Source organism: Cytobacillus sp. NJ13 (assembly GCA_030348385.1).
Taxonomy (GTDB): domain Bacteria; phylum Bacillota; class Bacilli; order Bacillales; family Cytobacillaceae; genus Cytobacillus.
The window spans coordinates 3637286-3658737 of record JAUCFP010000006.1; the positions used below are offsets into that span (position 1 = coordinate 3637286).

At 44.8% G+C, this 21452-nt stretch carries 17 protein-coding genes; 10 read left to right on the forward strand and 7 right to left on the reverse strand.

Annotation, left to right across the window (positions count from 1 at the left end; translation table 11 throughout):
• Positions 1–157: 157 nt before the first annotated feature.
• On the reverse strand, positions 158–862 hold the full coding sequence (locus QUF73_18220; protein MDM5228060.1) for a DUF421 domain-containing protein: 705 nt from the start codon (positions 860–862) through the stop codon (positions 158–160).
• 170 nt (positions 863–1032) lie between these two features.
• Here QUF73_18220 and QUF73_18225 point away from each other — a divergent pair, with 170 nt between their 5' ends.
• Positions 1033–1182, forward strand: coding sequence for a hypothetical protein (locus QUF73_18225; GenBank protein MDM5228061.1), 150 nt, complete (start codon positions 1033–1035; stop codon positions 1180–1182).
• 610 nt (positions 1183–1792) lie between these two features.
• Here the strand turns inward: QUF73_18225 and QUF73_18230 are convergent.
• Entirely contained in the window at positions 1793–2281 is a 489-nt protein-coding gene (locus QUF73_18230; GenBank protein ID MDM5228062.1) for a hypothetical protein, read from the reverse strand.
• Between the two features lie 184 nt (positions 2282–2465).
• Here QUF73_18230 and QUF73_18235 point away from each other — a divergent pair, with 184 nt between their 5' ends.
• Complete coding sequence (locus QUF73_18235) at positions 2466–4160, forward strand: methyl-accepting chemotaxis protein (protein MDM5228063.1); 1695 nt, start codon at positions 2466–2468, stop codon at positions 4158–4160.
• 149 nt (positions 4161–4309) lie between these two features.
• Here the strand turns inward: QUF73_18235 and QUF73_18240 are convergent, their stop codons facing one another.
• Together QUF73_18240 and QUF73_18245 are read right to left on the reverse strand one after the other, a co-directional pair.
• The gene (locus QUF73_18240; protein MDM5228064.1) at positions 4310–8065 is read right to left on the reverse strand and encodes a S8 family serine peptidase; all 3756 of its coding nucleotides are present in this window, start codon (positions 8063–8065) and stop codon (positions 4310–4312) included.
• Positions 8066–8506: 441 nt separating this feature from the next.
• The gene (locus QUF73_18245; GenBank protein ID MDM5228065.1) at positions 8507–8677 is read right to left on the reverse strand and encodes a thioredoxin; all 171 of its coding nucleotides are present in this window, start codon (positions 8675–8677) and stop codon (positions 8507–8509) included.
• Positions 8678–8929: 252 nt separating this feature from the next.
• Between QUF73_18245 and QUF73_18250 the strand changes: the two genes are divergently transcribed.
• A complete protein-coding gene (locus QUF73_18250; GenBank protein ID MDM5228066.1) occupies positions 8930–9526 on the forward strand; it encodes a class I SAM-dependent methyltransferase in 597 nt (198 codons plus the stop codon).
• Between the two features lie 34 nt (positions 9527–9560).
• On the opposite strand, the gene QUF73_18255 is transcribed toward QUF73_18250, so the two are convergent.
• Positions 9561–10733, reverse strand: a complete 1173-nt coding sequence (locus QUF73_18255; protein MDM5228067.1) for an MFS transporter — start codon at positions 10731–10733, stop codon at positions 9561–9563.
• Positions 10734–10931: 198 nt separating this feature from the next.
• Between QUF73_18255 and QUF73_18260 the strand changes: the two genes are divergently transcribed.
• The 6 genes from QUF73_18260 (at position 10932) to QUF73_18285 (ending at position 16519) form a co-directional block, all read left to right on the forward strand.
• Positions 10932–12266, forward strand: a complete 1335-nt coding sequence (locus QUF73_18260; GenBank protein ID MDM5228068.1) for an MFS transporter — start codon at positions 10932–10934, stop codon at positions 12264–12266.
• Between the two features lie 13 nt (positions 12267–12279).
• Positions 12280–13257, forward strand: coding sequence for an NAD(P)-binding domain-containing protein (locus tag QUF73_18265; protein MDM5228069.1), 978 nt, complete (start codon positions 12280–12282; stop codon positions 13255–13257).
• Between the two features lie 68 nt (positions 13258–13325).
• Positions 13326–13517: a hypothetical protein gene (locus QUF73_18270; GenBank protein ID MDM5228070.1), complete on the forward strand. Its 192-nt coding sequence runs from the start codon at positions 13326–13328 to the stop codon at positions 13515–13517.
• Between the two features lie 384 nt (positions 13518–13901).
• A complete protein-coding gene (locus tag QUF73_18275) occupies positions 13902–15020 on the forward strand; it encodes an FAD-binding oxidoreductase (protein ID MDM5228071.1) in 1119 nt (372 codons plus the stop codon).
• Positions 15021–15148: 128 nt separating this feature from the next.
• A complete protein-coding gene (locus QUF73_18280; protein MDM5228072.1) occupies positions 15149–15994 on the forward strand; it encodes a neutral zinc metallopeptidase in 846 nt (281 codons plus the stop codon).
• A gap of 24 nt (positions 15995–16018) precedes the next feature.
• The gene (locus tag QUF73_18285; protein MDM5228073.1) at positions 16019–16519 is read left to right on the forward strand and encodes a hypothetical protein; all 501 of its coding nucleotides are present in this window, start codon (positions 16019–16021) and stop codon (positions 16517–16519) included.
• A gap of 278 nt (positions 16520–16797) precedes the next feature.
• Here the strand turns inward: QUF73_18285 and QUF73_18290 are convergent, their stop codons facing one another.
• Both QUF73_18290 and QUF73_18295 read right to left on the reverse strand, forming a co-directional pair.
• Positions 16798–18291, reverse strand: a complete 1494-nt coding sequence (locus QUF73_18290; protein ID MDM5228074.1) for a peptide MFS transporter — start codon at positions 18289–18291, stop codon at positions 16798–16800.
• Between the two features lie 236 nt (positions 18292–18527).
• Entirely contained in the window at positions 18528–19796 is a 1269-nt protein-coding gene (locus QUF73_18295; GenBank protein MDM5228075.1) for a GGDEF domain-containing protein, read from the reverse strand.
• Positions 19797–20264: 468 nt separating this feature from the next.
• Here QUF73_18295 and QUF73_18300 point away from each other — a divergent pair, with 468 nt between their 5' ends.
• Positions 20265–21446 carry a ParM/StbA family protein gene (locus QUF73_18300; GenBank protein MDM5228076.1) on the forward strand — a complete coding sequence of 394 codons (1182 nt, stop codon included), beginning with the start codon at positions 20265–20267 and terminating at the stop codon, positions 21444–21446.
• Positions 21447–21452: the final 6 nt, after the last annotated feature.

Consider the following 21452-nt stretch of genomic DNA (forward strand, 5'->3'; position numbering starts at 1 on the left):
AATTACGCTCTTTGAATTATTCTGGATATATTCGCTATTTCAGGAGCATTCAGCGGTCTTGACCCTCCCATGTTTTTTAAATAAGATGACCAAATATTCGAGATCTCAGAGACCGTCAGCTCTTTAGAAAGCACTGCCATCACTCCATTTAGCCAAATTAATGATATAAAAATACCTTCAAGGTTCCTTTGCTGTCCAGGGTAGCTAACAGAACATTATCAATTTCTGTCTGATAGAAACTTTTTAAATGGGCTTTTACCCATCTTTCGTCCTTTTGTAAGTTTTCCAGCTCTTTTTTATCTACCTTGCCTTCCTTAATAATGGTTTTTGGCATTTCGAATGGTTCAGTCTTCATTTGCAGGAAAGCAGGTGTTATGGGCTCATATTTTGGGTCTAAAAAAAAGGAAATGCTCCCGTTTGCTTCCCAAAGAGCCAGCGCCACCTTTTTTACATCTTCTACTTTTTTCTCGCGTAATTCCTCCAGCAGCACATCAATAGAAATCCTTGCTTTGTTTAAGCCCTTGTAGATGATTTCGCCATTCTGCACGATGGTGATAGGCTTGCTGTTTACCAGTCTTCTAACCGCTGGCCATTTCAGAATACTGAATAGACTGATCAGGTAAAGAACCACCAGCACAATGGTTGTTACAATTGACCCTTTTAATCCAAGCTCCTCATCAGATAAGGGATGGGCAATAATGTTGCCTATGACGTAAGCCATTACTAAATCAAGGAGCCTTAATTGGGAAATGGCACGCTGCCCCAGCACTTTGACGACAATGACTAAGAAGAAATAAGCGATGACAGCCCTGAGTCCCCACTCCATGGCAGAAAGTGAGTGCTGACTCTGAAAAAAATCCATCTATGGCACATCCTTTTATATGCGTAAAAAGTAAGCTTGCATAGTTCAGCTTTATAAAAGTGTTTTCCTATCCAGCTGCAAATATTCAAAAGTGAGGAGGGTTTGTAAATTATTAACAGCACATATAAAGTTTGCCTTTTTGAAAAACTAAACGAAAGGAGGTTATATTAATGAAAAAATACTTATTGATGCTTTTGCTATCTCTATCTTTCGTAACGTTAACGGGCTGCGGAAACGATGAAAAGCCTGAGGAGGACGAACAGGTTGAAGATGTGGAGGAAGAGGATGAAATTGGCGACGGCGAAGTGGATGATGAGTAAAAGTCATCGTATGCAATTCGGATGAAGCTGAAAATCCTGTAACCACATAAATCATGCCTAGGAGTATTCCAATTGGAGTCTGAGAGATGCTTCGGACAGAGAGTGCAGGAAAAGGCCGGATGGAGTCCGAACCCGAGGCAACTTCGGACAGGGAGTGCAGGAAAAGGCCAGATGGAGTCCGAACCAGAGGCAACTTCGGACAGGGAGTGCAGGAAATAGCCAGTAGTTGACCAAACCCGAGGCAGCTTCGGACAGAGAGCGCGGAAAAAGGCCGGATGGAGTCCGAACCGGAGGCAACTTCGGACAGGGAGTGCAGGAAATAGCCAGTAGTTGACCAAACCCGAGGCAGCTTCGGACAGAGAGCGCGGAAAAAGGCCGGATGGAGTCCGAACCGGAGGCAACTTCGGACAGGGAGTGCAGGAAATAGCCAGTAGTTGTCCGAACCCGAGGCTGCTTCGGACAGAGAGCGCGAGAAAAGGCCAGATGGAGTCCGAACCTGAGACAACTTCGGACAACCAGCCCAGAAATTGATCTGCTCTTATCCGAAATATAACCAGCCCCCAATCACGATAAGATGGGGGCTCTTTCCATGGCTCCTTCACAAAAATGGCTACCTGCGATCAGATAAACACAAAACAACGATCTTGTAAGGTGTGGTCTGGGCAGGGATGCTTTTGGTAGACGGACCATAGATTACAACTAAGTCTCTGTTTGCAGGGCTTCCGGTAAAAGCCTGCCCATTTGTCAGCACCATCTGGGTATACGGCGAGACGTTTAATTGCAGCTGACCATCACTGCTGACCAGTTGGCTATTAAAATAGTCTGTTTTCACATTTTGGTGAGAAGTATGTTTTACCACCACAAGCGCACGGTATTGAGGAGGATATATCAGCGGAACAGGAGCATTGCCGTCATAATATCCAGTAATGATGTCCCCCGCAGATAGCTTGGTTTGATCTAAAACGTAAGTGAAAGGGGATACGATGAAATTGACAGTTCCCCCCATTCCATTATCAGCGGAAATGATTTTATGGCAGCCTTCTCCATTAAAATCAGAGATCTGCGTAACGGTCCCCGTGAAATATTGAAAATTGGTCATGTTCTTCCCCCGTCCTTATAAAATAAAGCCTCGGATTTAACCAATATATTAAATCAGCCTGCTTTACGTTCCTTTGTAAATTTACAAAACATTACTCTTCACCCAATCTTTACATTCAATTTACATTCGGTCTGTATAATTTTCTTATAGGTCATTAGTATGATATTTTGGGGGTTTTGGATAAATGAAGAAGCGGCTGGACAACTTTGCGGCAGCCTTCAGCCATAAGCTGAACCTGGGCACAAGATTATTGGCACTGTTTTTTACCCTGCTGCTGCTATCGATAGCGGCAGTCGGAGTTAGTTCCTATCTTAAAACAAAGGACATGGCAATCAAAACCATTGAGGATAGATTGGCAAGAGAAGCGGAATTAATGGGATACATAGCGGAAAACTTAAAGTTTGTGTATGTCAGTGATGATACGTACTTTAAGCAGCAGCTCGAGGCCAGTGTCCGTTCTCAGCAGAAAAAGCTGAAGTCGGATGGGATTGACTCTGATTTTTTCTATCTCGCAGATAACAAGATTACCCCTTTTAAGGTCAGCAGCAAGACAGATGCCACTTTTTCAAGGGATACGATCAATGAGATCAGCGCAATGAAAAATGGAGTCATACACATTGAGATGAATGGGACAGATTATACAGCGGCCTTTCAGGAGATGAAGGAAATTAGCGGCGTCTATGTAGTCCTCATCCCGGCAAAAGCGTATATGTCTGATGTGCATGCGATCGGGTATTTTATGATTGCAGCGATTGTGATCAGTTTATCGGCTGCTTCAGCCATTATCAGTCTTTTTGTCAGAAAAATAACGAAGCCTTTGAACTTATTAAGAAACACCATGCGGGAGGTTCGGGAAGGAAACCTGCAAAACCAGCTTGAGATTCATACAGAAATTCCCGAAATTGTTTCTCTGCAGAAAAGTTATAACAGCATGATTGAACAAATGAGGAGCCTGCTGCGGGAGCTGACCGGCACAACGAAGGAGCTGGAGAGTACGGGCAATGAGCTGAAAGGGTCATCCTTCAGCGCTCTTGAAAGCGGACAGCAGCTGGTATCAGCCATTCACCTCGTGAAAATGGGGGCAGAGCAAACCGCAGCCAGTTCTGAAAATAGTGCGTCCAGTTTTATAGAAATGAAAGATAAGTTCGAAGACATGTTTTTACATATGCACAGTGTAAACCGCAGCTCGGAGGTGATGAATGATTCTGCCAGGCGCGGCGGGAACAGTATCAGTGATCTGATCGCTGCCATTCATTCCTTTGGCTCAGAGTTTGGAAAATTGACCCTGACAATAAAAGAGGTCAAAGACCATTCCTTAGCGATCACAAATCTTGTCGGAATGGTAAAAGGAATTGCTGAACAAACAAGGCTGTTATCCTTAAATGCTTCCATCGAGGCTGCCCGTGCAGGAGTGGCAGGGAAAGGCTTTGCCGTGGTCGCAGGAGAAGTTCGTAAACTGGCTGAGCAATCTGCAGGAGCTGCAGAAGATATCACTCAGGGAATAAGAGATATGGAGAATATAACACTCAGGGCTTCAAAGGAATTTGACCAGCTCCATACGGAGATAAAAGGCAATCTTGAGATGGCGGGCCAATCAAAAATATCATTGGACGAGCTGATGAATGAGATTTCTAATGTAAGCGGAAAGCTCCAAACCATGCAAACGGAGCTGAAAGGTCTGGAAAAAACCTTGCCGCAGCTTGAACAGGGAGCTGAACAGTTCTCCTCTGTTTCACAGGAAACATTGGCCAGTGCAGAAGAGATGCTTGCCGCCAGTGTCATTCAAACAGGACAAATGGAGAAAACGGATGAAATTGGGATGAAACTTAATTCTCTGGCAAGATCATTGTCTGAAATGACAAGCCATTATAGGGCATAGGAATTAGAAAAGTGTAAGGCGAGGCTCGCTGAATCCTCCAAAAACTGTCCTAGCGAATCTATTAAAAAAATGAACCAGGCATTGGCTGCCTGGTTCATGCACTCTCTGTATGCAATCCACTGCTTAACAGGAAGTTCATCCATTCTTCATTACTTTAATCCATAAGCCTTGATAATCTCCTGATTTACACGATTGCCTGCATCATCCCATGCACTGGCACGCAGGGAGACAGAGCTTCCCTTCTTATTTGGATGCTTGATTTCGGCACTCCAGCCATTGCCCTTGGAAACTAATTTTGCCGCTTCCCATGTCTTTCCTTCATCAAAGGACACTTCAAGGCTGGCTCCTTTTATTTTGCCGTTTTCCGGAGCATCGGCTATTTGAACAGCGGATAAATCAAGCTTAATCTTTTTACCGGCCAGGGAGTTGCCTGCCATGTCAGTATCCACATTATAATCAAGTGAAATCAGCGGTAGAGCAGTCTGGAATTCTTCTTGCTTCTGTGACCAGAATGTCCACTCCGTGTGTGTACGGACTGATGTGTTCCAGCGCTCTGCATCACGGACAGCATCACTTACGAGTTTATACTGAGTTTTCTCTTCCGGAAATTCATTAAATAAGTAGAGTGCCTGGCCCTTTCCTTCTTTAACCAGCTTATCCCCTTGATATAGCTTTAATGTCTGATCGCCAGGGTAATTCATGTCAGCTCCCGTATGTCCTGGTCCTGAGTCAGCCCAGGCAGGAACATTTAATATCAAATTATTGCCTGAACGGTATGGAGCCCAGAAACCATCTCCAAAACGAGGACGGATGACTGGTGAAAACCATTCTTCATTCAATGTCTGACCCGGTTTGTAATCTACTTTTGGCTGTCTTACTTCCCATTGGGCATCAAGAACACCAGCCTGGTGGTACCATGATGTACCTTTTTGCGCCGATACCCACTCTGTTCTGACGGACGGAAGTGACAGAGTCTGCAGGAACCCTACTCCGGCTAAGCTGTGCGCCAGGATATCGTACCGGAACTCAGCGCCCGGTGCAGGACGATCTGATTTATATTCAGAGTTGATTTTGACAAGGTCCTTCGATTTCGGAGAATAGTTTACCTTTTTAGGAACTGCCTGATGATGCATGTCCACCAGGTCATATAAGTATTCCGAGTCAGGTGTACCCTCGACTTCTAAGGTCAATTTTCCGGACTTGGCAGCTGCGATGAGCTCTTTGCCTTCAGTGCCGCTCACACCAGCAGCCGGGAGAGGGCTGTTGGAAAGTGAAAAATCCTCATTTTCTACTCCAACCCATTCACTAAGCTCCTGAGGTCCATCATTAACGGTAATCAATAGTTTTGCTCCTGCTGCTAACGCTGCTGCCGCACGTTCTGATCCTGTTAATGAATCACTGCGCTGCACAATTGCGGCTTTTCCTTTTACATCCAGCTTTTCATAATCCTCTGGAGATCCATTTCCGGCATAGACAGCATTCAAATTATACTTCCCGTTCAGAAGCGTGCTGCCTGCCTGCGGGATATCATCCAGTTCCTTTCCTTTGTAACCGATTGTCAGCATTGGTTCTGCCAGGCGCCAGCGCGTAGCCTGTGTGAATTCACCAGCGTTTACTTTCTCTGTAGGTGCAGCGTACATTTTATCCACCACTACCGGCATAATGTAAATGTCATTCACCTGGTTTCCATTGATGCTGCGGTAATATTCCATCTTCCGATAATTGGCTTCTGTTTCTTTCGGAACATCCACAGTAATTTCGTTGGCCATGCGGGCATCCAGCATAACTGTCTGAGGGCCATCCAGGTTAATTTCCGGGTCTCCGACTAGCGCTACACCTGCATGATCTGTATCTGCATCAACATCCATCATCGACATAACTGAATACGTTCCTTTCGGCAGCCGCAGCTCCTTCGTGCCTTCCACTGACATAAACTGTGGTTCGCCAGTTGGTCCCAAAAGGTAGAAGTATGCAGAGGCAGCTTCTCCGTCCCGGTCAATTGCCTTTATGGTAAGCGGGTACCTTTCCTCTTCTTTAATCATGCCTAATGACGTATGGACAACCTTTTGGCCATCCGCCGAAGCACTGATATGCCCCTGATAACGGGCGCCAAACTCCCCATTATTCGGGTCTAGTGTAACGGTAACCTCAGCACTTCCATTAGCTGGAACAGTCACTTTTTCTGATGAAAGCTTTACCATTCCGGCAGGAGCATCGGTGTCATGGGTATCTTTCATCGATACTGAAAGATTCAATGTCACATCCTGTCCGCTGTCGTTTGTATACGTAATGGCCTTCTCAGCCGGTACATCATTCTCATGTGGCCAGTCATAGAAGCCAAAGTCGAGGGAACCAGTGGCTCTTATATTGCCAAGTACTGCAGCTTCAGCATCAAGACGGCCAGTTCCGCCTTCAAAAGGCTTAATGTCCTCTAGCTTCTTTGTGGTGCTCATCAGAGCTTCCTTAAGCTGTTCCCCGGTCCAGTCAGGGTGACGCTGGGAAAGAAGGGCTGCAGCTCCAGCAACATGAGGTGTTGCCATTGAGGTGCCATTCATGCTCATATAAGAGCCGCTTCCCTGGTTCGTATGTTGAGAACGCGCAGCCATGATTCCTACTCCAGGAGCAGTGAGATCAGGCTTTAATCCTGAGCTTCCAAAGCTAGGGCCTTTAGATGAGAACCAGGCAAGATTGTCGGACTTGTCCACGGCGCCAACAGTAAGAGCTTCGTCAGCAGCTCCTGGTGATCCGATTCCTTCACTGCCAGTGTTCCCGGCAGCAATAACAAACAGGGAACCTGTTTCTTTAGTAAGATTGTTTACAGCTTGAGCCATCGGGTCTGTTCCATCGCTTGGTTCAGAACTCCCCAGACTCATATTGACGATTTTGGCATTTTCAGCTGCCCATTCCATTCCATCTATAATCCATGAATCCTGGCCAAAGCCTTCATCACTAAGTACTTTTCCTACAAGGAGACGGGCACCTGGAGCCACACCCTGATTACGTCCATCGGATGCTTCTCCGGTCCCAAGCACTGTGGAAGCCACATGCGTTCCATGTGCATGCATATCGGTTACTTCCTCTCCTGGCACAAAGCTCACTGCCTCATCCAGCTGGTTTGCAATGTCCGGATGCTCTGAATCAATTCCGGTATCAAGAACAGCCACCTTCACGCCAGTTCCATCATAGCCGGATTCCCAAGCTGAAGGGGCTCCGATCTGAGGGACACTTTGTTCAAGAGAAGCTTCGACACGGCCATCCAGCCAGATTTTTTCAATACCTGGAGCCAGTGCAGCCTTAGTTTTTTTAGAAGTCTTGTTTGCTTTAGTAATTTCTTTCCAGAAATCCTTTGTTTCTTTCTTATCAGCTGAGACTGCTACACTATCTATGCTTTCAAGTACATGGGTTTTCTTCGAACCTTTTGGGGCTGGATGAGCATCAGCTGAACGGCCTTTGGTCTCGGAATATTGAATGATGACCGGCAATTCCTTTTGATTCTCATCATCATAGCCATCTTTAATTAAAGCCGTAATATTGAACAGATCCTGGTCCAAAAATCCGGAAGCCAGATATGGCATAGCCTGATCAGGAATGACATACGTTTCCTTGTTGGCTGTCAAAATACGTGCTCCATTTGCGGAAGGGTCCGCTGGTTCAACATGAATGATATTCTTTCCATCTGCAAATTCGGTTACAGTTACGACATCACCAGTAATAAGTGTGATGACATGCTTGCCTTTACTGGCTTTTGCATTCATCCCTTGCAGATCGGTTATGGCCGCTTTGCCATCTGCACCTTTTAGGATGCCCTTTCCAGAATCATCTGCCGAAGCCTGCAGGGGCGGAACAGCTAACATGGCCGCAGCCATGGCAGCTGTTAAATACTTTTTAAACCTGAAATCTCCCATTCGTGCCCATTCTCCTCTTCAAAAGTATAGTGGTCTACCCTTAAAGCAGCTGGGAAATCACCCCTATTAAACTGCTTTAAAATAATCAAACAACAACCTCCTTACAAACTTGATTCATAGTTTATAAGGACTTTCTATTAAAAAGTATAAAGAAGAAAGAACATTCTGTTAATTGGGGAAATTAAAAGGCGATTTCAGTGTTAAATCCGGGATAAAAGAATTAGATTTCAATAAAATGATGGATGATTGGGAGTGTTTGTAGGTATTTATGACAATAAAATTTGGGGTTATTTAATAGGGGAAGAAAATAATATTCTAATTTACTGCAAATCTATTAATTTTAACAATCGAATTCTTGTGCTTATGCAATGTTGATTTTCTAAAACCATCAGCTGAATACTCAAAAAGGACTGGCGGAAAAGCACCGTCAGTCCTTCATTTTTATACATCAAAAACACCTTCATAGATCCTCTTCAAATCATCACGCAGCTTCTCGACCGGTATGAACCGCGCTTCCCTCAGAACTTCTCTTCCATCAAGATATAAGGCAATTACAGGCACTGTAAAAGCCATGAGGAACCCGGCTATCTCAGTGACCTTTCCTGCATTCACAAATCGTCCTTCTATACGGGGATAATCTTTTAATACTTCCTCAACCTGAGGAAGCAGGCCATGACAGACGCTTCAGCTGTCAGTCAGCACATAAATAAGGCCAAGCTCAGCGCTCTGAATAAACTGATGCACCTCTTCCATCGCTGTCAGCTCTTTCATCGTTATCCTCCTCTCCTGCTGGCATTTTTTCCATTATACAATAGGATTTCCATAACCACTTCTAGAATACCTTATCAGGAAGGAGTGGTTATATTGGCAAATCTATGGGAAGAAAAGTTCTCTGCAGAAGGATATTTATATGGCGATGAGCCCAATGAATTTATTAGGGAGCAAGCGTGGCGGCTTGAAGGGCACAAACGAGTTGTTGCTTTGGCCGAGGGTGAGGGCCGAAATGCTGTGTTCCTTGCCAGGCAGGGGCATGAGGTAACCGCATGGGATTATACACAAAGCGGGTTAATTAAAACACAGCAGCTGGCTGAACGCCATCATGTCAGAGTAGAAACAGGCCAGAAGGATCTTATTCATGATTCTGTGCCATTAGGGGAGTATGATGCTTCGATTATGGTTTTCGGCCATTTTCTGAAAAAAGACCAAAAAACGGTTTTCGATAAGCTGGTTTCCGTTGTAAAGCCGGGTGGAATCGTCATGCTTGAAGTCTATTCGGAGGATCAGCTCCACTATGGGACAGGCGGGCCTAAAAGTGTTGATATGGTTTATGATCCCGCAGATCTGCTCCAATGGATTAAGAGTTATAAAGTCCTTCATTTCTTTTATGGCGAACAGGAGAGAGTAGAAGGAAAAGGCCATACAGGTACAGGGCATGTGATTCAGGCTATATTGCAGATATAGAAAAAGGAGGCATAAGCGGCCTCCTTTTCTGTTTTTAAGATGTAATTGATTGGGTTCTGTTTACCTTGGCAGAATATACACGATACAACATGAATGCCAATCCGGAAAGCAGGATTCCCGAGATATACGGGGCACCGATGCTCATGGTAAAAAGCCAGCCGCCAAGCGGGGGCCCGATAATGCGTCCCAGAGAGTCAAAAGATGACAGCAGGCCGGTCGTGCTGCCGTGTCCAGTCTGAGATGTCTTTGTCAGCAGGGAAGACACGCTTGGGCGGATAAACCCATTTCCGATGCCGAATACTGTTAAGAAAATCGCTGCTGTGGTAAAACTGTCGACCAGGAGAATAAGTCCAAAGCCAATGGCGGAGATGATGATCCCCAGCTGAATCACAGCTCCTTCTCCATACTTTTTCGTCATTCTTCCTACCAAACCGCCCTGCACAATGGCGCCTCCAAATCCCATAATCATAAAGATATAGCCAAGCTCCACTGTGCCAAGGCCAGCCTTGTCAGCTGCAAAATACGCAAAGGTTGCTTCCAGACCTGCCAGTGACAGCGAAACAAACAGCTGAAGAATAAACAAAATTCCAGTGTTCCCGCTTAAAGCTGTTAAAAGTCCTGGACGCTTAGCCGTTCCCTGACTGCGCTGCTCTGGTGAAAGGGATTCTTTCAGCACAAGCATGACAAGAAAAAAAGTAATAAACGAAGATGTTCCTGCCGCGTAGAAAGGAATGTTCAAACTTTCCCGGGAAAAGATGCCGCCGATTGCCGGCCCAAAAATAAACCCCAAGCCTACTGCAGCTCCGATGATCCCCATCCCTTTTCCGCGGTCTTCTTCAGATGTAATATCTGCAACATAAGCCATGACTGTCGGCATATTGGCAGAAGACAGGAAGCCGCCGATGATTCTGGCAGCAAACAGCATCCAAAGCTCAGTGGATAAGGCCATCATGAAAAAAGACAGGCCAAGGCCAAAAATGCCGATCATAATGACTGGTTTTCGTCCGATTTTATCGGAAACACGCCCCCACATAGGCGCAAACAGCAGCTGCATCAACGAATAAACGGCCATTAATAGGCCAAGTTCTGTGGGTGAGGCCCCTAATTCTTCCGCATAGAAGGGGATGACAGGAATGATGATTCCAAACCCCACCATAACAAGAAACATAACTGCAAATAAAAGAGGCAGTGCTTTTTTTGTATTCAACGTGTTCACTCCAGTTAAGGTCATATTCCATCTAAGTATTATGATTATAACAAAAACATTCCCATACTTTCACCTTAGGAATTGGGCAGGTAAATAAGTTCTATTTATTAGCCAATTTTAAAAATATATTGAAATATCAAAATAATATAAACTATGATGAACTTGTACATTTTTACAGTCAAGAGAGGGGGAAATGGAATGGAAAAGAAATTAGAAAAGAAAGTGCTGATCGCAAGCCTGATAGGAAGTTCCATCGAATGGTTTGATTACTTTTTGTACGGGACGGTTGCTGCACTTGTATTTAACCAAATGTTTTTTCATAGCGATGATCCGGCTGTCGGTTTGATGCTGGCGTATGCCTCTTTCGCACTCGCTTTCTTCATCCGTCCGCTCGGTGGCGTTATTTTCAGCCATATCGGGGATAAAATCGGCAGAAAAAAGACCCTTGTCCTCACACTATCCCTTATGGGCGGTGCAACAGTCCTCATGGGCTTTTTGCCTACCTACGACAACATTGGCGCGGCAGCACCGATCCTGCTGATTCTTTTACGCTTAATACAAGGTATTGGCCTCGGAGGAGAATGGGGCGGCGCGCTTCTGCTTGCCGTTGAGTATGCCCCAAAAAATCGGCGAGGCTTTTTTGGAAGCATTCCGCAAATGGGCGTCACCATCGGAATGCTCCTTGGAACGCTTGCCTTATCCATCATGACTTTATTGCCTGAAGAAGCCTTTTTATCATGGGGATGGCGTGTACCGTTCATTCTAAGTGCCCTGCTGGTCTTTTTTGGCCTATGGATCCGCAAAGGCATTGATGAAACACCATCCTTTAAAAAGGCCCAGGAGAAAGGCGAAATCGCCAAGATTCCGTTTGTGGAAACGATGCGAAGCCATTGGAAGGAAGTATTGATTGCTGTCGGCGCAAAAGTGGTGGAGACAGCACCATTTTATATCTTTGGAACCTTTATTGTTTCCTATGCGACAACACAGCTTGGGTTCTCTCGCACCGTTACCCTGAATGCCGTTACGATTGCAACAATTATTACTACTATTCTAATCCCGATCATGGGAAAACTGTCTGACAAAATTGGCAGGAAAAAGCTATATGTGGGCGGAACGGTCCTGATGATGCTTTATGCCTTTCCATACTTCTGGCTGCTTCACCAGGGTTCGGCAGTTCTGCTGGTTGTGGCTACCATATTGGGTCTCGGCATCATCTGGGCTCCAATCACCGCTGTTTTGGGAACGATGTTTTCTGAAATATTTAAGTCGAACGTCCGCTATACCGGCATCACGCTGGGCTATCAAATAGGGGCCGCTCTGGCAGGAGGAACCGCTCCTCTCGTCGCAACTGCCCTGCTGAATGCATATGACAATTCGTATGTTCCTGTGGCGTTATACATTATGCTTGCAGCCGTCATCTCTTTAATTGCGGTTGCATCCGTCCGTGACCGAAGCAATCAGGACCTTGATTCTGATCTGCCAGGGGATGATTCATTCCATACAGGCTTCGGACAAACTGATCAAAAAGCTTAGAAAGGTAGATTTCATGCTTTTATTATCTGAAAAAGAAATCAAATCCATCTATACGATGGAATCAGCCATTAAGGATCTGGAAAAAGCCCTGGTTCATAATCTGGAGGGGAAAATCCAGAATCCCCATAGAACTGTCCTGGACTTTCCGGAGAAAAAGGCCTCTGCCCTTTATATGCCGAGCGCCATGCCGCCAATTGGAAAAACGGCTGTTAAGGTGGTCACCATTTTTCCGGAGAACCCTGCAATCGGCAGAAAAACCACTCAGGGAGTCATTTTATTAAGTGATACGGAAACAGGGGAACATCTGGCATGCATGAATGCCTCGTACCTGACAAGACTCCGGACGGGGGCCGTGAGCGGCATTGCCACTATGCATCTGGGGAAAAAATCGGCAAGGTCTGTGGCTGTGATTGGCTGCGGGGCAATGGCTGAAGAGCAGCTGAAGGCCGTATTGGAGGTCCGCGAAATAGAGGAAATTTTCCTTTACAACCGGACGGCTGCAAAGGCACATGAGTTTGCTGGAAAATTTCATGAATTCAACGGTCCGGTGACCATATTTGAAAATGCAGATGAAGCTGTTTCCCGGGCGGATATTGTCATCTGCAGCACCCGCTCCGAAAAGCCTGTGTTCTCAGGCAAAATCCTCCGGCCGGGTACGCATATTAACGGGGTGGGCTCCTATCTTCCGCATATGCAGGAAGTAGACACAGAAACGCTGCTGCGAAGCTCTAAAATCGTCGCAGACACCATAGAAGGGGTCAAAGACGAAGCAGGTGATTTCATTATTCCTGCCTCAGAAGGCGTTTGGAGCTTTTCGGACCTTCACGGCGAACTCGGACAATTATCAGCCGGAATGATCGCAGGCAGAGAAAACGATGAAGAGATTACCTTTTTCAAATCAGTCGGCATTGCCTACTTTGACCTCGCTGTGGCTGCAGCCGTTTACGAAAAAGCAATTCTTGACAGCATCGGAACAAAGGTGGACCTGTAAAAAAGTGAATAGTGCCTGAAGCTTTGGAAAATCTATATCTATACTTCTAAAATAAAGGAGAGATAGGGATGCCAAAGCAGCCGAACAAAGTAACAGAAGAACAGCAGATCATAGCCGCCCAAAACCAGGCGGAACAATTTAAAAAAGGAATGGACACAGAATTTGCTCTTGAAGAAAACGTCCAGGATGCGGCAGCCAAAAGCCAGCAGTATCAGGCACAAAGCCAGCAGCCGACTTATGAACCGAATAAGCCATTTTAATGGAGCTGCATGATGGGTTTTATGCCTGTCATGCAGTTTTTTTGTATGGAATTAGCCGCTGGCCAAAGGATAGCGGTCAGAAAAGGGATTTTTTTTGCTGGATTAGGATATAGCCGCATGAAATTAACTTTATCAGGGCTTTGCGCCAGGTATTTCAGTCATATTTTAAATATATCGGTTACTTTGCCAAGGTTATCGGTCAAAATTTGATTTTATCGGCCACTTTTCTAAGAATATCGGTCAGAATTCCACTTTATCGGTCACTCCGCGTCCCAGCAGCTTTCAAGCACCATAACTTTACTAAGCATTCGCCATGATTTTTTTGAACCCTGCCCCAAACTCTTGTAAAATAAGTGGCAAACAAGATCGCAAAAAGGAGTCATTATGAAAAGTCATATTATCATTGGTGCAGGAATTCTGGGAGCCTCTGCAGCCTACCATTTGGCTAAGTCAGGTGCAAATGTCACCGTTATCGACCGCAAAGACCCGGGGCAGGCAACAGACGCAGCGGCCGGAATTATCTGTCCCTGGCTGTCACAGCGGCGGAATAAGGCGTGGTACGCACTGGCCAAAGGGGGAGCGGCCTATTATCAAACACTTATCCGGGAGCTTGAAAAGGATGGAGAGACGAAGACGGGCTATCAGAAAGCAGGAGCCGTCAGCCTCCATACCGACCCTGTAAAGCTTGAAAAAATGGAAGAACGTGCGGTAAAAAGACGCGGCGATGCACCTGAAATGGGAGAGATTACTCCGTTATCTCCAGACCAGACATTGGAGCTGTTCCCGCCTTTAGCAAAGGAATATGCCTCTGTACATGTAAGCGGTGCGGCGCGCGTCAACGGCCGGGAACTAAGGGACGCCCTGCTGCGGGCAGCTGAAAAACATGGTGCTGTATTGGTTCATGGCTCTGCTGAACTTTTGTGCGAAGGAGACAGGGTCACGGCTGTAAAAGCCGGCGAAAAGCAATATGAAGCAGATAGTGTCATTGCAGCGGCCGGAGCGTGGGCTGGGGAGCTTTTGAAGCCGCTTGGTATTCAGTTGGATGTAAAGCCGCAAAAAGCCCAGATTGTCCATCTCCAGCTTGAAGGGGAGGATACGGTCAGATGGCCGGTTGTGATGCCGCCAAACAATCAATACATTCTGGCTTTTGAAGGCGGCCGCATCGTCGTTGGCGCTACCCATGAAGATGATATGGGCTGCGATTTAAGAGTGACAGCTGGCGGTCTAAATGAAATTTTTGAAAAAGCTTTAACAATAGCCCCTGGATTGTCGGATGGAACGTTCACAGAAGCACGTGTGGGCTTCCGTCCCTATACACCCGGTTTCTTGCCCATTATCGGCCCCATTCCGGGCATAAAGGGTCTTTACTTAGCAAATGGACTTGGAGCCTCAGGGCTGACCGCAGGGCCGTATCTTGGCGCCCAGCTGGCCAAGCTTGCTCTCGGGCAAGAGGTGGATATTGACCTGAGCCTCTATGATCCGGCTGGTGCGATAGAAGAATAATAAGAAATAAAAGGTGCCTGTTTGCTGCAGGCACTTATTTTTACTTCTGCTAAGTTAATAAATCCCCTCAATTCGGGTATACACTAATGAAATGAGTGATAAATGGCGTTTCATTAGGAGGCTGAATCATGAAGTGGAAAGGCAGAAGAGCGAGTTCTAATGTAGAAGACCGCAGAGGCATGGGCGGAGGGGGAAAAACTCTGATCGGCGGCGGCCTTGGCGGAATTGTTATTTTATTGTTATTTACCTTCCTCGGCGGTGATCCGGGTGAGCTTTTAGGCAATATGGCCGGAACTGACTCTGGTACTGCTGTGCCATATGAAGAATCAGAGAAGGAAAAAGAGCTTGCTGAATTTGTCTCTGTTGTGCTGGCGGATACAGAGGAAGTATGGACGGAAATATTCGAAGAGCAGGGATTGCAATATGAGGAGCCGACCCTTGTTTTATACTCAGGCAGCGTACAGTCTGCATGCGGGGCAGCGTCCTCTTCAGCAGGGCCTTTCTATTGTCCAGGCGACCAAAAATTATATATTGATTTAAGCTTTTACGAAGAGCTGCAAAGGAAGTTCCAGGCTCCTGGCGATTTTGCCATGGCCTATGTCATAGCCCATGAGGTGGGGCACCATGTGCAGACGCTGTTAGGAACGACTGAGGAAATCATGCCGCTCCGCCAGAGAATGAGCGAGGAAAAGTTTAATCAGTATCTTGTCCGATTTGAATTGCAGGCTGACTATTATTCAGGCGTTTGGGCCAACCATGCCCAGGGAATGGGATATTTAGAGGAAGGCGACCTGGAAGAAGCCCTTAATGCCGCAACGGCAGTTGGGGACGACACTCTTCAAAAACGGGCGCAGGGCTATGTAGTGCCGGAAAGCTTTACTCATGGAACGTCAGAACAAAGAAAGTCATGGTTCTACAAAGGATTCCAAAACGGAACCATCAAAGGCGGAGACACGTTTAAACAAAGTAATTAAAGCAATTCGAAAGGAGCAGTTCAAATGAATAGCCAAATCCAAACATTCCAGCTGGCGGATGATGGTCAAATACCCAACAATCCGGACCTTCCTGTAATCATCTACAAGGCTGTTTTTAAGGACCGGCCTGATGAAATAGAGGCGGCTTTTAACAGACATCATTGGACCGGCAGCTGGACGGGCGGGGTATATGATTACCACCATTATCACAGCAATACTCATGAAGTACTGGGTGTCAAAGCAGGACAAGCCAACGTCCTCATCGGCGGTGAACAGGGCGAGCGCCTTGAACTCCATCTGGGCGATGTTATCCTCCTCCCGGCAGGGACAGGACATAAGAATGCAAAATGCAGTCCGGACTTCGAAGTCGTGGGTGCCTATCCCGGTGGAACAAGCCCGAATATGAAGAAAAAGGACCCATCAGACCGTGTACAAACGCTGGCAGAAATAAAAAATGTCCCGGTTCCGCAGTCTGATCCTGTCTATGGTGAAGAGGGGCCGATGCTTACGGAGTGGAAAGAATGAAGGCTGCCTTTTACCGGCCGCAATAGAACATTTACCGGCCAATTTTAAAGAAATACCGGCCAAAACCGCAGAAATACCGGCCAAACTGACGAATTTACCGGCCAAGCAGATACTAATCCATGAAATAAGCTGCACAAAAAAAGCCAGAAGAGCATAAACTCTTCTGGCTTCTGATTTTCTAAAATAACAAGTGAAAAATTAAAAAAGTCGAAAACTGTCTAGCTCCAGCGCCTACCCCCTCGAGGGTCGGGGGTGGGCAAGGCGCTTTCGCTTTTCTATTAACGTATCCCCTTCATATACCCTTGAATCTTAGGACTCAATAGGAATAGGATAATGGAAAGAACGATTGCAGCTGCTCCAATTACACCGAAATACATCATTTCCGTTTCTGGTGTGTAAAACTTAACAATTTGCGCATTAATTGCCTGAGCTGCCGCATTTGACAGGAACCAAAGGCTCATCGTTTGCGCTGAAAAAGCAGCAGGCGCTAATTTTGTTGTGGCTGAAAGGCCGACTGGGGATAAACAAAGCTCCCCAAGAACAACAATGAAATAGCTAAGAACCAGCCATAAAGGGCTTACCAGGGAATCTGTTCCGCCAAGATAGGCTGGCAGCAGAATCACAATGAAAGATAAACCGGCAAACAATAGACCAAGTGAGAACTTCTGCGGCACTGAAGGCTGGCGATCGCCAAGCTTCACCCACAGCCAGGCAAACACTGGCGCAAAGAAAATGATGAATAATGGGTTTAGAGACTGGAACCATGCTGGTGAAATATCAAGTCCCATAAAATCAAGCTGTGTACGCTTGTCCGCATAATTCGCAAGAATCGTTGAACCCTGCTCCTGGATTGCCCAGAACATAACAGATGCAATGAACAATGGAATATAAGCAATGATGCGTGAACGTTCCACTTCCGTTGTTTTTGGGCTGCGGTACATCACAGTAAAGTAAATGATCGGAAGACCAATACCAAGTATACCAACAAGGGCAATAAACGAATCAAATGTTAACAGACCAGTAGGGATGCCGACTGCCACTAAAATGGCAATAATAACAGCACCAAGGCCAATTCTTGTATAAACCTTACCTTTTTCATCTGCTGATAATGGATTAGATACATAAGTTCCTGCTAATCCAAGGTTTTTCTTTTTCGTAAAAACAAACACTAATAAGCCAAGGAACATACCAACGGCAGCGATGGCGAAACCTAGGTGGAAATTATAATTCATTCCAACTGTTCCGACAATTAACGGCGCAAGGAATCCGCCAAGGTTGATACCCATATAGAAAATACTGAAACCGGCATCGCGGCGGTTATCTTCCGGACTGTAGATGTCCCCAACCACGCTGGATACATTTGGTTTCAATAAACCAGTACCTAATACGATAAGCACCATGGAAACAAAGAACATAGCCAGGCTGCCAGGAATAGAAAGGGCAATATGGCCGAGCATAATTAAAATTCCGCCATAGAATACAGCTCTGGAGGTTCCGAGCAATCTGTCGGCAATCCACCCGCCGATGATTCCTGACATATACACCAAAGATCCATAAATGGACATGATTGCTAAAGCTGTCGGCTCATCCAGGCCTAAACCGCCTTTTGAAACCTCATAATACATATAGAATACAAGGATTGCTCTCATTCCATAATAAGAAAAGCGCTCCCAAAATTCAGTGAAGAAAAGTGTGAATAAGCCTTTAGGATGTCCAAAGAAACCTTTTTGAGGCACACTTTCAACAATTTTCTGCCTATTAAATTCTGACATGTTTCATCCTCCTTTTAGCTATTCTATAATATCTTTCATAGTTCCTAATTGTCAAAAAAAATTTTATGTAACGATGGTTATTATTAACTTTTCAGGCAGAATAAATTGATTTTTCCTGAGAAATAAATAAAAGAATATTTTTTCAGAATAATAAAAGTATTTAAACTGTTCTAATAAACAAAGGTGTTTTTCCCATAAAAAAAAGCCGCTCAAACCGGCGGCTGCAGCAAATATTCTTATGCGTTTGTAAGTACTGTTTCTTTGTGGCTATGCTGATGGATTGGCTCTTCCCGGCAGGATAGTCTGTTTTTTCCCAGGTTCTTGGACTGCAGAAGGAGCTGGTCTGCATATACATAAGCTTTTTCAATAGAAAGCAGCCCGTTCACTTTATAGTAAAAAAGGCCAAAGGATGCCGTGTAGGAAAGAGAAATGGACTGCTCTTTAAAATCTGCATGAAACGTGCTGTTTTCAATGCCTTTGCGTATTTTCTGGGCTAAATTCAAGCATTCTTCATATGACCTGAATCTCATAATTATTGTAAATTCCTCTCCGCCGCTCCGAAATAAGTAATCATCTTTAGAGAGGCAGCTCTTCAATGAATCGGCAAAGTGCCTGATTGCCTGGTCGCCCACGGCGTGGTTATAGCTGTCATTTATCCTTTTGAATTTGTCGATATCCGCCACTGCAATTCCGATGTATTCCCTCGATTGATTGAGTTCCGTCATTTTTTTATCCATATAAGCACGGTTAAAAACACCTGTAAGAAAGTCGGTATAGGCCATCTGCTCAAATTTATCGCGTTCAATTTTATTCTGCAGCATCTGCGATTTCGACAGAAAGGAGCGGCTGACAAGATAATTAAGTATAAATAGGCTTATGAGCATTTCCCATTTTCCCTCATTCAGGAATAACAGCAAAAGACCATTGGTAAAGGCAATCTTCCCCATATCCAGTACACTTCTAGTTTTGATAAAATCAATAGCTTCCTGCTTCGTTTTAATATCTCCTGTCAATTTAAACACGGTTATCAGGAAAATGTCTGAAAGCATGGATGTTACGGTAATAAGCATCAGCATGACTATCCAAAAACCGAATGCTGCATCCTGAAAGAGGGGATATAGCAGATTGAATAAATAGAATGCGATAGAGTTGCTCATCACAAAGGAGCCAATGTTATAAAATGTATGAAAAAATTCATCCGGATCGTCTGTTTTTGTGCGTTTCTTATAAAAATAAACGCTAAATCGATAGATGGCTTCAAAAATTAATAAACCTAATGGCCCTGTAAAAAGTCCAATGGAAAGACTGTAATTAACTCCATAATCGATCGAGGTATTTCCGTTTCTGCTGATAATCCGCAAATGGTGATACAAGCAGGAAAACAGCAGGTATATGACCAGGGCGTTTATATATGCAGAGCTCTCGACGATGATCCCGTCCGAGATAACAGCTGTGAAGAGAGAAACAATAAAAAGCGAAACCATAAATATTCTGGAGCCTTGCATCCTTCTGTACTCCTTTGCCTATTGTTATACCTCTATTTTAAAGGAATCTTTTTTTAGAAAGTAGACAAATTTAATATATTTTCTAAATTTTTTAATATTAACCAGTTTGATGGTTTTTTCCTAGAGGCTATCAGGATATTATTTCATCTCTTAAACTATCAAATTTCATGAAAAACACCAAATGAATTTGCCCGTAAACAAATTTGAATACAAGTATGCAATAATGTTTACAATTGTATTCAAAAATGTAAACAAGTATACAAATAGGTGTACATGTTGATATATAAGGATGTGTTCGATATTGTTTACATGTATACGGAAAGTGTATACAATGAAGGTAGATGTTTACATTTTGTTTACGTTTTTACGCTTTGATTACTTTTTGTTTCCTCTCATTGATTAATCTCTCAATCTGAATTACTCTTAAAATAGAGCTCTATATTATGGAGAATGAAAGGATTGAATGATTTGACGAATTCACGAATTGCAGCAGTTGACGTAGGAAACGATTCTATTAAAGCAATCTTTGGGAAATTGGATTCAGAATTAAACATACCGAATGTAATAGCGAGAGATGTTGAGGACCGGCCGGTTATCGGGATTGAAGAACTTGACAGCAAAAATCCGCTTGAAGGCATACATATTAGAGTTCACTCCCCTGCCCTGAAGGAAAATAATACGATTTACCGTGTAGGTCACCTGGCAACAAAAAGCGATAATGCTACTGAACTGGATCCAGGCAGCAGCAAATCCGAAGAAGATCAGACATTGGTTATGCTTTTTACTGCTTTGGCACTGGATGCTGTACAAAACGGCGGTTCCACTGGCTTTAAAAAGTCAGGTAATGTGATCGATGCAAACTATACACTTGGCACAGGACTTCCTCTTCGCGAAGTGAAGGAAGGCAAGGATGCGGGCTACCGTTCCAAGCTGCTGGGCTCTGTCCACCAGGTTGAGTTCCTTGTAACACCGAAGTACCAGGGGCAAAAAGTTAATATTAAGTTTGAAGAAGTCAAGGTTTATCCTGAAGGATTTGCTGCATATATCAACCTTGTAATGGATAACAACTTAAACATCATTAATAAGGATTTAATTGATAAGCGTATTTTAATCCAGGATATCGGCGGATTATCTACGGATATCGCTGTCATTAAAAACCGCAATGTAGATGATGATAAAGCGCAGGGCTTCAACCTTGGCGTGTCTGAAGCGCTTGAATCCATCCGTGAAGAGATCCGTTCGAAGCATGGTGTTGAGCTCGACAGCCGCACAGATGTCGTGGAAATCATCACAAAGAAAAATGACCGCAATCATATTATGGTTAAGGGAAGCCGTACAAGTGTGCATGATATTACAGACCGTATCCTGCTAGACCTGGCGAAGAAGCAGTACCGCCTGCTCCGCAACGTTTGGCAGAAAAACTCCCAGACGGAAATCTGCTACTTCGTTGGTGGCGGTTCTATTGTTCTAAAAGATTATCTGAAGACATTAAATAACAATTTGGATGGCTATAACATTGACTTCTTCGAGGATGAAAAGGAAAGCATCTGGATGATGGCAAATGCTTATTACAAGCTGATCTCTGATTTTTCAAGAAGAACGAATAAAGATAAGGCAGACCAGGATAAGAAACCTGTAAAAGCCAACTAGGGTGAT